The following is a 13197-nucleotide window of genomic DNA, read 5'->3' as shown; positions in this document are numbered from 1 at the left end:
TTATGCCTCTTTAGTCTCTTCAGTTTCTGGTTCTTTATAAAGAATTCTTCCACAATGTGGACAGTTAACAATTTCTTCTGATTTAATCACTTCAGCATAAGTTTTGTCATTAATTTTCATATAACAACCGTAACATGCTTGTTTTCTTACAGGAACAACAGCAGAATCTTTTGCCCATCTTTTTATTTTTTCATAGAATGTTAAAATTTTATTATCAAATTTCTCTAATAATTCACTTCTATCTTGATATACAACATTTCTTTCTTTGTTAATTTCTTCAATAGTGTTATCAACTGCAACTTGAATATCTTTAATTGACTCTTCTTCTTCAGTTAATTTTTCTTGTAAATCTTTTAAGTTTTCTTCTTTAGATTCAGCTAAAGTATCTAATCTAACTATCTCTTCATTTGCAAAAGAAATTTGTTCTTTAGAAATCTCTTCTTCTAATTGTAAAGCTTTTAATTCTTTTTCTGTATGAATATTATCATTTTTCTTAGAAATACTCTCTAACTTAGATTTTAACTCAGATAAATGAATATTATTCTTTGTTCTTTTTGATTTTATATCATCAACCTCTAAATAAAGAGTATTAATTGATGCTTTAATATCTTCTGCTGTTTCAACAAATGTTGCTAATTTTGCCTTTTCATTTTCAATCTTTGGCTCAAACATACTAATTGCTGTATCAAATTTTGATAATTTAATTAAATCCTGTAAATACTTATTCAATCGTTTCTCCTTCTATAAAAAACTCAAATGGATTTTTTGAAGCTGTTATTATAGCTGTTAATTTATTTTTTTTCAAATATTCTGAAAGAAGTCCTTCTAGCAAGTTGCTAAAGTATCTTTCACTCTCATAATGTCTTATATCAATTAATGAAATACCTCTAGCTTTTGCTTCCATGGCATCGTGATATTTAATATCACCTGTTAAGAAACAATCAGCTTTAACTTCATCAATTAAAGACATACCTGAACCTGTAACTATTGCTACATTTTTTATAAAGTCATTACATCTAACTGTTTTGACAGTTTTTAAATCTAATTTTGTTGATATATATTTTACTAAATCATTAAACTTCATATTTACACTTGCATAAGATATAAACTCATCAGTGTTTTCAAGTTTTAAACCTAAAACTTCACTAACAACATATTTATTCAAATGTGTTTTATCTATATTAGTATGCATAGAAATTAAAGATATATCTTTTTTAATTAACTTTTGTAATAACTTTGTACTATAAGAGTCATAATTAACTCTTTTTAATCCTTTAAAAATTAAAGGATGATGAGTAATAATTAAAGAGTTTTCTTCTATTTCTTCAACTAATTCTTCATCTAAATCAATACTAATATATACTTTTTTTATTTCATCATCAAAAGAACCTACAAGTAAACCTGCATTGTCCCATTTCTCTTGCAAGGCAAAAGGTGATAATTCATCTAAAAAAGTGTATATATCAAGAATTTTCAAGAATAAATCCTAAACAAATAATTCTGGATTATTTGTTTTTAATTTTTCTAAAGCATCCAAAGAAGACTTAGTATTAACTCTTGCTAATCTTTGAGGTTCTTGGCTCTTATATAGAACAGCACAACCTTGAGATAATTCTCTCACCTTTAAAATATAGTTCTGTCTTTCAGTTACAGAAATTGCTTTTCTTGCGTCTAAAGTATTAAAAGCATGAGAAGCAATCATACATTGATCATATGCAGGAAGAGGAAGTTCATTTTCTAAACAAACTTTACATTCATTAAATGCATCATCAAAATGTTTAAATAGCATATCAACATCTGCTACTTCAAAACTATATTTAGAAAATTCATATTCACTTTCTTTATGAACATCAGCATAAGTTGTAACACCATGTGCATTTTCATTCCAAACAATGTCAAATACAGAATCAACACCTTGTAAATACATTGCAAGTCTTTCCGTTCCATAAGTAATTTCAACGGCAACAGGATCACAAGGAAGTCCTCCTACTTGTTGAAAGTAAGTAAATTGAGTAACTTCCATACCATCAAGCCAAACTTCCCAACCAAGTCCCCAAGCTCCAAGAGTTGGAGATTCCCAGTTATCTTCTACAAATCTAATATCATGCTTAGATAAATCTAAACCTAAAAACTCTAAAGATTGTAAATATAAGTCTTGAATATTATCAGGACTTGGTTTGATTAAAGTTTGGAACTGATAATAAGCACCTAACCTATTTGGGTTTTCTCCATATCTTCCATCAGTTGGTCTTCTACTAGGCGCAACATATGCAGTTGACCAAGGTGTTGAATCTAAACTTCTTAAAAGTGTTGCAGGATGAAAAGTACCAGCACCAGCTGGAATATCATAAGGTTGTACAATATTACATCCTTGATTAGCCCAGAACTCTTGTAATTTTAATAGAATTTGTGAAAATGTAACCATCTATTTAATTCCTAATTATAAATTTGATCTGTGTTTTATTATAGAATCACTTCTATTTCTCTAGAATCCGTTTCAACTTTTTTAGCTTGAACTATTCTATCTTCTTTTAATTTTATAGCTAATTCTTTATCAGAAATTGCAAGTATTTGCATTGCAAAGTATGCCGCATTAATTGCACCTGATCTTCCAAGCGCTACAGTTCCTACAGGCATACCAGCTGGCATTTGAACAGTAGAAAGCATTGCATCCATACCATCCATTGCTCCACCTTTCATTGGAACGCCAATAACAGGTTTAGTTGTACCTGCTGCAAGTGCTCCAGCTAAGTGTGCAGCCATACCAGCAGCTGCAATAAAAGCAACAGCGCCTTTTTCCTCTGCTTCTTTGATATATGACTTAGTTCTAGCAGGAGACCTGTGAGCTGAAGATATAATAAGTTCATATCTTACATTAAACTTTTCAAAAGTATCAGCACAATGCTTCATAATTTCATAGTCAGATTTACTACCCATAATAATTGATACGAAATTCATTCTTAAATCCTTGTTTTTATATAAAAACACGATTATATCAAAAAGTATCTAATAGTTTTATAATCTTCGATATTTTCACACTTTGCCATGATTTATACTTATATAAAGTTAAAGAATCATCATCATAAATAAACTTAGATAAAGACTTTGATTTGTCTTTAATTTTAACAGTTTTAAGATGTTTATAATACTTAGTTTTTTTGTCAATATGATTATCTGTAGATAAAACAATTGTAGGAATCATAAAAGCATCTGAGATATGAAAAGTTGAAGTATCCGTTGTAATAATTGAATCCACACTAGAAACTATATAGATAAAATCATTTATTGTTTTAGACTCTTTTGATAAATTTACAAATCTATCATCAACAACTTTTGGATCTATATTTAAAGTTGAAATTATTGTATAATCATCCATTTTTGATAACAATTTCTTCAACATTAAAGAGGCAATATGTTGTGGAATTGTTTTATTTGCACTTGCTGAAAAAGGATGAAATAAAAGGATCTTACCTTTTAATTTTAATGCTTTCAATTTTTCTTCTAAATTCTTTGAAACTTTTAAATTATCAATATTTAATTCATTATGTTTTATTAAAGACGATACAGATTTATAATCTATACCAAATTTATATAACCACGCATCTACAATATTTAAAGTATCAAAATATGCAGATTTTTCCATAACAGAACTATTATCTATAAAATAATCATAAGTGCAAAGTTTTTTACTTGTAATACTTAAAGGCAATACATTATTTATAAACTTTTGTTTTAAATAAATCTGTTTATCTCGTGAATAAAAACTATTATTTGAAGCATTAATATAAATATCCATTTTAACACTTTTATAAACTTCATTTAATTTATTATATAAAATTCGTAAAGCAGTACAAGAAGAAATTATTTCACTAATATTTCGGCCAACTCCACCAAGGATTACAATAGATATTTCTCCTTTAATCTTCTTTCTTAATTGCTTATACATATCGACTTTTGGGGATTTATCAAATAAAGACAATATTTCTTCTTCATTTCTTACAAGATTTTTTTCCGTACTGTTTTTGAATTCTAAAGATTTTAAATATTCATCTTTATTACTAATTCCTAATTCAAGAGGAAAAGATTTTAAATCTCTTACTCTATTCTCTTTTAAAAGTCTCGTAGTATATTTATCTTTATCTACATTTCTGAAAACTTTTTTTAAATCTATAAAGTCTTTTTCACTTGTAATATAAACCGTATCATTTTCTAAATTTGATGGCATTTTAAACTTATAATAGTTTACTAAAGTGCCATCAGTTGTTTTAATATTAATATTTTGAGAAACTCTAAAAAAAATCATATACGTTTACACAATTATATTTCAGTATTTTCAGTTCTTAACATTGTTAAATACGGTAAAGTTCCTGGTAGTTGAATCTTATTTGTATTACCACTATGTACTGACTCCATCTCTTTATTAGTTTCTGTTAAGATTTTTTTGAAATTAATATAATAAACTCCATCTTCTTTTTTGAAAATCTTTCCAATTTCATTATCACACTCTTGAATTTTACTATTTCTAGGAGGGAAAATTTCTATATCTTGATTTGGGTAAACTTTATATTTACACATAAAGTATTTTTCATCTTCAGTAATTAATCCTGTAACTTCATATGAACCTTTTGATATTGCATATTCATGATTTTGTGAATCTAATTTATCAAATGGTCTATGCACTAAATAAGCATCTGTAAAACCTCTGTTTTTTGTTGTATGTAATTCTCTTTGATATTTATCTGCATCAAATGTTCCTGCATAATAATCATCAATTGCTTCTCTATAAGCATTTGCTGTAACTGCAGCATAATATGGAGATTTTGTTCTTCCTTCAATTTTAAGTGAATCAACTGCACCCGAATCAAGAATTTCTTGAATATGTGAAGCTAAATTCATATCTTTTGAATTAAAGATATAAGTACCAACACCTGGATCTTCTTCAAGTCTAAATAATGTATTTTGGTTTTCACTTTCAGCATATAAAGTATAATCAAATCTACAGTCATTTGCACATGAACCTCTATTTGGAACTCTTCCACTTTGAACAGCTGAAATTAAACATCTTCCAGAATATGCAAAACACATTGAACCATGAACAAAAATTTCAATTTCCATTTCAGGTAAATGTTTTTTAATTTGGATTACATCTTTTAATGAAATTTCACGTGCAACAACAATTCTTTTTACACCTAAATCCCAAAATACTTGTGCATCTAAATAATTTAATACATTTGCTTGTGTTGATAAATGAACATCAATATCTGGAGCTATTTCTCTACATAACTTAACAACTCCTGGAGCTGCAACAATAAAACCATCAGGTTTTAACTTTGCCATATTTTCAATATGTTTTTTTAGTAAATCAATTTGTGAGTTAAAGGGAAAACCATTAATTGTTGCATATACTTTTTTTCCACGAGCATGTGCATAATCAATTCCTTCTTTAAACGTCTCAAAAGTAAACTCTTTTCCTGCTCTAATTCTTAAACTAAAGTGACTAACTCCAGCATATACAGCATCTGCACCATAATTTATAGCAATTTTTAATTTTTCTAGATTTCCAGCTGGAGATAATAATTCTACTTTTTTATTATTCATAATATTCCTTAATAATATTTATATTTTATATTTTTTAAAAATTTCGCAATTATACCTAAATTTTATATAATTATTATATCAATGTATTTTAGTCAACTTTCAAATTATTAATATATAATATTAAAAAGGAAAGGATTAAAATGAAAAAAATTATATTATCAAGCTTACTTACAAGCTTACTTTTAAGCGCAGCTGATTTACAAAGTATAGGTGTTGAAGTTACATATACTGATGTAAATGATGAAGAAAAAAATATTGTAATAAAAAGGGAAACTCCTGAAAATTGTAAAAGTGTAAAATTCTCACCAAAAAATATTTTAGGTGGTAATTTAGTTGATGCATCAGTACCTGAGAATTGTAAAACGACTGTTATTAAATATTTAGGGAAAATATCTCCGATAAAGTTTTCACCCAAAATTGAAACATATGGAGAAGTAGAAGTTTTAGAATTTATGGAAAAAGCAAATGATAATGAAAACATGCTTTTAGTAGATTCAAGAACTGTAGATTGGTATATAAATCAAACAATCCCAAGTGCGATAAACATTCCATTTATTCATTTAAACAAAGGTCAATATCCTGATGATTTTATAGATGCTCTTGAAACAATTGGAGTTGAAGTTAGAGAGGATGGTACTTATAATTTTACAAATGCAAAAGAATTATTACTATTTTGTAATGGTGTATGGTGCGGACAATCACCTCTATCTATGAAAAATTTAATCTCAATTGGTTACCCAGAAGAAAAACTTAAATGGTATAGAGGTGGAATTCAATCTTGGTTAAGTTTAGGCTTAACTACAATAAAACCTAATTAAGGAGAAAGCTTTTAAAAGCTTTCCCACTCGTCATCATCTTTTGATACTTTTGCTTCAACTACTTTTGAAGTTACAGGAGATGATGGTCTTTTAATTACAGGTTTTTCTTCTATTATTTCTGAAGACTTAATTGTTTTCTCTATTTCTTTTTCAACAACATTATCTTTTTTTATTTGCTCAAGAGATTTAAATACTTCTCGTGTTGCTTTATCTAAATCTATAGAATATTTATTTAATAGATTATTATCTGAATTTTCTTTACACGTTTCATTTATGTAATCTTGAACATTACTATGAACATCATTATGATATTGTTTTAAGTTTTTCCAATTTGAATTCTTAGTAAACTCTTTTGAGTTTTGTTCTTGTTCTGTCATCCACTTACCTAAATCACAATCAGTTGGTTTTGTAACAGTCCAAGCACTTTTTGTATTTCCAATTTTTTCAAAATTTGTATTTTTAAACTGTATATGATCATTTTTTAATTTAGAAATTTTAAATACTAAATCAATATCCGCAATTGCTCCAGCACTTGATTCATTAAATTTTGCTCTATCTGCAATTTTTAATAAGTTCTCAGATAAACAAAGAACTTCATTTGCTAAATTACTTATAGTTGTTGCAGAATTTGCATTTACTTGTGTTGCTCTGTCTAGAGTATTTATAGCATCATTAATTTGAATAATTCCACTCTCTTCTTCAGCACTTGCAGTTGAAACATCTTCTATTAATTCTAATGTTTTATTAATATTATTATTAAGTTTTGTATATCCACCAATCATTTCATTAGCAATAACTTTTCCTTCATTTGCTTTTGATGTTGCAGTTTCAACAATACCTTTAATCTCTTTAGCAGCATCAGCTGATCTATTAGCTAGATTTCTAACTTCTGCTGCAACTACTGCAAATCCTTTTCCAGCTTCTCCAGCCGTTGCTGCTTCAACAGCAGCATTTAATGAAAGAATATTTGTTTGGAAAGCTATTTGATCAATTACTGTAATTGCATCATTAATTGAACTAACTTGTTTATCAATATCATCCATTGCTTGAGTAGTTCGTGAAGCTAGGTCTTGACCTTCACTAGAAGAAGTTTGTAAATCACTAGCTAAAGATGACATTTCATGTACTTTTTGAACATTTGATTTAACAATAGATGTAACTTCTTCTAAAGCAGCTGCTGTTTCTTCTAATGATGCAGCCTGTTCATTTGCTGAACTTGACAAACTATTAGCAGAACTTGATAAAATATTTGTATCTTCATTTAGTTTTTTACCACTTGATACGATCATTGATAAGAATTCTGATACGGTAACCCCAATTAGTCTTGTACTTGAATTAATAGATGAAACAATACCACTTATTTCACTTGAGTTGTTATTTGAATCAACAGTAAAATCTGAATTTCCATATCTTAATAAAGTATTATTTAAAATAGTTAAATTTTCATTTGTTTTTTCAATCATAGAATTAATTGAATTCTTTAAATCTTGAACTTGAGGATTTATAGAATTTTTTTCAACTTTATATACATAGAAACCTTTATTAACTTTTGAGATTACCTCATCAACTTCGGCAATAACAATTGCATCTGACTCGATACCTTCTCTTAATTTTCTAATATATCCATTAAAACTATCAACAAGTTCTCCAACCTCGTCATTAGATGATTTTTCAATTTCTTTAATATCAGAACCTGGATTATTCATGTTTTTAATAGTTTCATTTAAAAAAGAAAGAGGTTTAATAATTGCTTTACTAATTAAGTATGAATACATAATGTATATTAATACTATAGCGATTAAAGAAAATATCACAATCCCCATTATAATGTCATTTATTTTTTCCGAAGTTTGTTTTTGCATTAAAGAAATATCAGCTTCAATATCATCAACATAAACACCAGTTCCAATTACCCAATCCCATTGAGGGAATCTCTGTACATAAGAAAATTTTTGTTGAGGAGCTTCAAAACTAGGTTTTGGCCACATATATTTAACCAATCCACCTTCAGGATTTTCATTTGCTACAACTGCGAATTCTTTAAATAAGTACTTTCCTGCTTTATCTTGCACATTTGATAAATCTTGTCCATCTAAATTTGGCTTTATCGCATGCATAATCATTTTAGGAGAAGAGTCATTAATCCAGAAATATCCATCTTTCCCATATCTCATTTTATTAATAGTACTTAATGCTTCTTCTTTAATCTTTGCAGAAACATCAGAAACATATTCTCCTGTTCCTATTACCCAATTATATTCTTTAAATAACTTTACAAAAGAGACTTTTGATTGTGGTGCATCAAATCCAGGCTTTGGCCATACATAATCAACGAAGCCTTCACCTTTTGTTTTTGCAACTTGTGCAAACTCTTTAAAAATCTTTTTTCCACCTTCATCTTTATAGTTAACAAGATCTTTGCCATTTAATTGTGGTTTAAAAGGATGCATAACAATTACTGCATCAGTATCATTAATCCAAAAGTAACCAGTCTCACCATATCTACTTTCTTCAACAATTGTTTTTAATCTATATTTCAAAGCATCTTCAGATAAAGTATCTTTTAACTTATTATATTCCCCTTCTAAAATAGAAAATAAAAAGTTCGTTTGCATTTTCAAGTCTTCTTGAACTTCTACTTTTATCTTATCAATAGATGTTCTTTTATGGTAAGCTTCAACTGTTTTCATAGCAAGAGAAACATAGTTCTTTAACTCTTCTTCTTTTTTAGTATATGAATCTTTTTTATACTTCTCAACATTTTCATGAGAAAATTCATTTATAGAATAAATAGCTTGAACTGCTACAGATAAAGATACTAATAATATTGTACATAATGCTAATATTAATAACTTTACTTTTATAGACATACTTTTAAACATGACACTCTCCATTATTTTTAAATCTTATACTTGTATAATACCTATTAAAGCTTAATATTACAAGAATTTTTATTATTATTTTATTCTTTTTTAATAAAATAATAATTTTAGCAATTTATTATTTTACTAATACTGTTTTAATATCATTAACAATTGAAGCATCAATTTTTTTCTTCTTTACCATATCTCTTAAAATATCAAGAGCTTCACTTTTTGAATATGCATTTCTAAAACTCTTTTTCTGTGTTAAGGAAGTATAAATATTTACAGTAGCTAATAACCTATCTTTTAAACTCATATCTTTTGCACTTAAATTATAAGGGTAACCACTCTCATTAAGTAATTCTTGTATTTTAGAACTCCATAATGCAATATCATTAAATCCCATAATATTACTTAGTATTTTTTTATTATAATGAGGGTAAGATTTAATCTCTTCATATTCATTTTCACTTAATGCATCTTTTTTATCCAAAATATTTAGAGGTATTAAAAATTTTCCTATTTTACTCATTGAGGCGGCAATTAAAAAAGTATATTTGTCTTTATGTTCAAATTCATAAAATTCACACATTTTCTCACAATTAGAAATTAGAACTGAATCTTGTTCTAGAATATTTAAAAATGTTTTTGTTATATTTAATACCTCTTCAAAATCAAGTGCTGTTGTAAAATCATGTAAATTATTAAAAATAAACTGTAAAATATCATTTTCATTTTGAATATCTAACCAAAATTCGATATTAGAACTTATTTCAATAAATATATCTGATATACTCTTATCAAACAAAGTATTATTATTCTTTTTTACAAAATTTATAATATCTTTTCTATTTTGGATATCTTTTTTTGATAAATCAAACTTTTCATCTAAAATATGAGAGAATCTTAATATTTTAGACAACAGAGGTATTTCCTCATCTTTTAATCCAAAAATTCCACTTCCATCAATATTTTCATTTTGATACTTTAATATATCTTTGTAAGTAGAGAGAAAAGGGTATTCTTTTATTTTCATTTCACTTAATTTTGCATACTCTTCATCTTTATTTTTTGTTTCATTTAAAGCAATGTCATGAGATAAACTATAAGCACATAAATCAAACATCTCTTTAGGATTAAGATTAAGTTTTTGTGCTATTTTCAAAGATAAAAAAGCAATTCTTTTTGAATGGTTTTCTTTTGTATTATTATATTGTGACTCTATAAAATCTAAGGTATGAGAAGTTGATAATAAAAAATTATTTAAGTTAAATATGAGTTGTTTTTTCTTGTCCATTTATAGTCCTATAATGAGTTTTGATTTCACTATATTACTATAAATGCACCTATGTATATATTAAATATTTAATAAGTTTACTCTTCTTCAAATAATGAGCTAATTGCTTCTATACTAGTATCTGTCATATCTAAATCAATATGTACTGCCCCTTTTACTTCAACAAGTTTTACATTTAAACCTTGCTTTTTCATTTTCTTATAAAAATCTTTTGTAACACTTGGTTTTGATATTTCATCTTTAGTTCCATAAATCATTACAAATTGAGCATTTTTATTCATCTTATCTAAAACATCAATAGCTAAAAGATGTTTTTCATTTGCATAAGCAGGTCTCTCATATCTTCCTGCTACTAATACAATATTTTTTAATAAGCTATTATTTAAACCTGCTAACGATCCACTTATCATTGCACCCGCAGAGTGACCTATTAAAGTAACTTCTTTACTTTCATATTTATCTTTTAACGCAATTACTAATTTTTCTAAAAACGCTACATACTCTTTAGTAGCTGCTTGATGATTATATTCTTTACTTCCAATAGATTTTAACTTATTTAAAGAAGAGCCAGAATATCCAGGAAGTGCTACTGCAATAGTACTTATATCAGTAGACATATTTAAATTTTCTGCAAATGGTGCATAACGACCAAGTACATTACTTCCTTCATCCCATGTTCCATGAACTATAATAATTAACTTATCATTATCATCCCCTTCAAACATTGCATAATTTATACACTCATCTCCTGCATAAATATAGCCTTCACCTTTTTCATTACACTCTTGCTTTGTAATAGTTTTTGAAAACAAAAAACTTGTAGATAATAACATTACTACAACTAAAAATTTTTTTATCATAAGGAACTCCTCTTTTTTATTTATAAATTACATCTTTTAATAAGGTGTTATACCAATAAACCCATCAACTTGTTTTTCAATTGCTTCAACAATACCTGCTTGAACATAAATAATATCATCTATAAAATCATCTTCAGTCCATTTCATACTTTCCATGGTATTTCTACATCCATAAAAATCTACATCATATTCCATTAAAGATTGAATTCTTTTAATAGTATTAGCATCACCATCTTTTTTAATATGCCGCATACCTGGACCATAAGTAATCACTACAACTTTTAAAGTTTCAGCTGGATACTCTTTTAAAATATTATAAATAGTACCAATAATATGATTTGTTTTTTCAACATTGGCATCATACAATCTAACAACTAGTTTTCGTGGGTTCTCAAATGTTGGTTGTGGATCTGAAAATGTAGATTCAGCATATGAGAAAATAGTAACTAATAGAATTAAGATTATTTTTTTCATTAATTGTCCTTTTTTGTAACTTGAATATTTTTTACTATTTTACCATCATTTAAAACTCTACAATATAAACCTCTATGATGTTTTACTAAAAAGGGTAACTCTTTTCCAAAAATGCTCAAGTGGTTACAGATTGTACAAGCTTGTGTTATCTCTAACTCAACCTCACCAACTTTTAAAATAGTCCCTACTTTGTATTCATGTGGATCAAAATCAAATAATATATTCTCACCAAAACTTCCAAATTCTAAATCTATTCCATTTTCTTTTGAAATATCATAAGCTTTCATTCCTACAATCATTACTGATTTATCTTCATCTTTTCCTGCAAACTTATCATTTTTAATTCCAAAACCTTTTATAATATCTAGTTCTTTTACAATAGGTCTAGGAAGTCCTGATGAATCTTTTGTAGCGCTAAAAATTTCAATTACTTTTCCAAAATCTTTCATTTATTTTTATTTTCCTTTAATATCAATAAAAAGTCTTTTTTATTCCAAGACCCTGGATATTTATTTTTAAGTTTTCCATCATTATTAAGAGCAAAAAAAGTTGGAGTCATTCCTCTGTAACCTTTTGATAGATTAAAAGGCAAAGATACATCTTCTATATCAACTTTTAAAAATATAAAATCTTTTTGTACTTCTTCTTCGACATCTATTAAACTAAGTACTTCTTTATCCATCTTTTTACAAAAATGGCAAGTTTTTGAAGTTGCATAAACTAATATTTTTTTATTTAAATCTTTTGCTTCTTTTAATAACTCTTCTTCTTTAAAGTTATTTGATAATACTCTTACTTTTTTTGGATTCTTTTTTAATCTTTGATTTTTATAATCCATAAAGTAAATTGATAGATTAGATATATCATCATCATTTAATTTATAATCTACAAACTCTTTTTCATCATAATATTTAATAATAGATGGCTCACAAATACTATTGTTTAAATCAGGATTTTTAAGATAACTTTTTAAAAACTCTTCTATCTCAATTTGTTGCATTTCAGGATCTTCTCTATTACCTATATGCTTTGGACTATCTATCATTGCATAAGCTAGCATATTTACAGTTGGAGTTCTTAGTTTTAAAAGTTTATTTTCTTTTTCAAAAAAATTAGTTTTTAGTAATTTCATATCAATATATTCACCATGACAAGATGAACATTTTTCTAAAAATATTTCTTGACCTTTTTGATAATTTACATTTGCATTTAAATTACTAATAAGAATTATAAATATTAGTAAAAACTCTTTTTTAAACAATACCTATTCCTTTTTCAATTTAATA

The 13197-nt window shown here is 26.7% G+C and carries 13 protein-coding genes; 1 reads left to right on the top strand and 12 read right to left on the bottom strand.

Features of this window, described 5'->3' with window-relative positions:
- From KO488_RS12025 to KO488_RS12000, 6 genes are read right to left on the bottom strand one after another with little or no spacing between them, the layout of a single operon-like run.
- Positions 1–729 carry a zinc ribbon domain-containing protein gene (locus KO488_RS12025; RefSeq protein ID WP_216059058.1) on the bottom strand — a complete coding sequence of 243 codons (729 nt, stop codon included), beginning with the start codon at positions 727–729 and terminating at the stop codon, positions 1–3.
- Complete coding sequence (locus tag KO488_RS12020; RefSeq protein ID WP_216059057.1) at positions 722–1477, bottom strand: Nif3-like dinuclear metal center hexameric protein; 756 nt, start codon at positions 1475–1477, stop codon at positions 722–724. Before KO488_RS12020 ends, KO488_RS12025 begins: the two co-directional genes overlap by 8 nt.
- A 9-nt stretch (positions 1478–1486) precedes the next feature.
- Positions 1487–2425, bottom strand: coding sequence for a glycine--tRNA ligase subunit alpha (gene glyQ, locus KO488_RS12015; protein ID WP_216059056.1), 939 nt, complete (start codon positions 2423–2425; stop codon positions 1487–1489).
- A gap of 38 nt (positions 2426–2463) precedes the next feature.
- The gene (gene purE / locus KO488_RS12010; protein WP_216059055.1) at positions 2464–2958 is read right to left on the bottom strand and encodes a 5-(carboxyamino)imidazole ribonucleotide mutase; all 495 of its coding nucleotides are present in this window, start codon (positions 2956–2958) and stop codon (positions 2464–2466) included.
- A gap of 37 nt (positions 2959–2995) precedes the next feature.
- Positions 2996–4303 (bottom strand): hypothetical protein, encoded by a 1308-nt coding sequence (locus KO488_RS12005; RefSeq protein WP_216059054.1) that lies wholly within the window; start codon positions 4301–4303, stop codon positions 2996–2998.
- A gap of 14 nt (positions 4304–4317) precedes the next feature.
- Entirely contained in the window at positions 4318–5598 is a 1281-nt protein-coding gene (locus KO488_RS12000) for a peptidase U32 family protein (protein WP_216059053.1), read from the bottom strand.
- A 140-nt stretch (positions 5599–5738) separates the two neighbouring features.
- Between KO488_RS12000 and KO488_RS11995 the strand changes: the two genes are divergently transcribed.
- Positions 5739–6416: a rhodanese-like domain-containing protein gene (locus KO488_RS11995; protein WP_216059052.1), complete on the top strand. Its 678-nt coding sequence runs from the start codon at positions 5739–5741 to the stop codon at positions 6414–6416.
- 11 nt (positions 6417–6427) lie between these two features.
- Here the strand turns inward: KO488_RS11995 and KO488_RS11990 are convergent, their stop codons facing one another.
- The 6 genes from KO488_RS11990 to KO488_RS11965 form a co-directional block, all read right to left on the bottom strand.
- The gene (locus KO488_RS11990; protein ID WP_216059051.1) at positions 6428–9298 is read right to left on the bottom strand and encodes a cache domain-containing protein; all 2871 of its coding nucleotides are present in this window, start codon (positions 9296–9298) and stop codon (positions 6428–6430) included.
- 118 nt (positions 9299–9416) lie between these two features.
- Positions 9417–10577 carry an HD-GYP domain-containing protein gene (locus KO488_RS11985; protein ID WP_216059050.1) on the bottom strand — a complete coding sequence of 387 codons (1161 nt, stop codon included), beginning with the start codon at positions 10575–10577 and terminating at the stop codon, positions 9417–9419.
- A gap of 77 nt (positions 10578–10654) precedes the next feature.
- A complete protein-coding gene (locus KO488_RS11980) occupies positions 10655–11437 on the bottom strand; it encodes an alpha/beta hydrolase (protein WP_216059049.1) in 783 nt (260 codons plus the stop codon).
- Between the two features lie 36 nt (positions 11438–11473).
- Complete coding sequence (locus KO488_RS11975; RefSeq protein ID WP_216059048.1) at positions 11474–11911, bottom strand: DsrE family protein; 438 nt, start codon at positions 11909–11911, stop codon at positions 11474–11476.
- Positions 11911–12360 carry an MOSC domain-containing protein gene (locus KO488_RS11970; RefSeq protein ID WP_216059047.1) on the bottom strand — a complete coding sequence of 150 codons (450 nt, stop codon included), beginning with the start codon at positions 12358–12360 and terminating at the stop codon, positions 11911–11913. Before KO488_RS11970 ends, KO488_RS11975 begins: the two co-directional genes overlap by 1 nt.
- Positions 12357–13172, bottom strand: coding sequence for a thioredoxin family protein (locus KO488_RS11965; RefSeq protein WP_216059046.1), 816 nt, complete (start codon positions 13170–13172; stop codon positions 12357–12359). The genes KO488_RS11970 and KO488_RS11965 overlap by 4 nt, the downstream gene beginning before the upstream one ends.
- Positions 13173–13197: the final 25 nt, after the last annotated feature.

Source organism: Poseidonibacter lekithochrous (genome assembly GCF_018861145.1).
Lineage (GTDB): Bacteria > Campylobacterota > Campylobacteria > Campylobacterales > Arcobacteraceae > Poseidonibacter > Poseidonibacter lekithochrous_A.
Note: the sequence above shows the minus strand (reverse complement) of the source record. Positions and strands in the feature narration are given on the sequence as shown.

What these genes read in the sequence shown, in the direction of transcription:
- KO488_RS11970 (WP_216059047.1), bottom strand. Translation starts at nt 12,360, where the DNA reads ATGAAAGATTTTGGAAAAGTAATTGAAATTTTTAGCGCTACAAAAGAT.
- KO488_RS11990 (WP_216059051.1), bottom strand. Translation starts at nt 9,298, where the DNA reads ATGTTTAAAAGTATGTCTATAAAAGTAAAGTTATTAATATTAGCATTA.
- KO488_RS12000 (WP_216059053.1), bottom strand. Translation starts at nt 5,598, where the DNA reads ATGAATAATAAAAAAGTAGAATTATTATCTCCAGCTGGAAATCTAGAA.
- KO488_RS12005 (WP_216059054.1), bottom strand. Translation starts at nt 4,303, where the DNA reads ATGATTTTTTTTAGAGTTTCTCAAAATATTAATATTAAAACAACTGAT.
- KO488_RS11980 (WP_216059049.1), bottom strand. Translation starts at nt 11,437, where the DNA reads ATGATAAAAAAATTTTTAGTTGTAGTAATGTTATTATCTACAAGTTTT.
- KO488_RS11985 (WP_216059050.1), bottom strand. Translation starts at nt 10,577, where the DNA reads ATGGACAAGAAAAAACAACTCATATTTAACTTAAATAATTTTTTATTA.
- KO488_RS11995 (WP_216059052.1), top strand. Translation starts at nt 5,739, where the DNA reads ATGAAAAAAATTATATTATCAAGCTTACTTACAAGCTTACTTTTAAGC.
- KO488_RS11975 (WP_216059048.1), bottom strand. Translation starts at nt 11,911, where the DNA reads ATGAAAAAAATAATCTTAATTCTATTAGTTACTATTTTCTCATATGCT.
- purE (WP_216059055.1), bottom strand. Translation starts at nt 2,958, where the DNA reads ATGAATTTCGTATCAATTATTATGGGTAGTAAATCTGACTATGAAATT.
- glyQ (WP_216059056.1), bottom strand. Translation starts at nt 2,425, where the DNA reads ATGGTTACATTTTCACAAATTCTATTAAAATTACAAGAGTTCTGGGCT.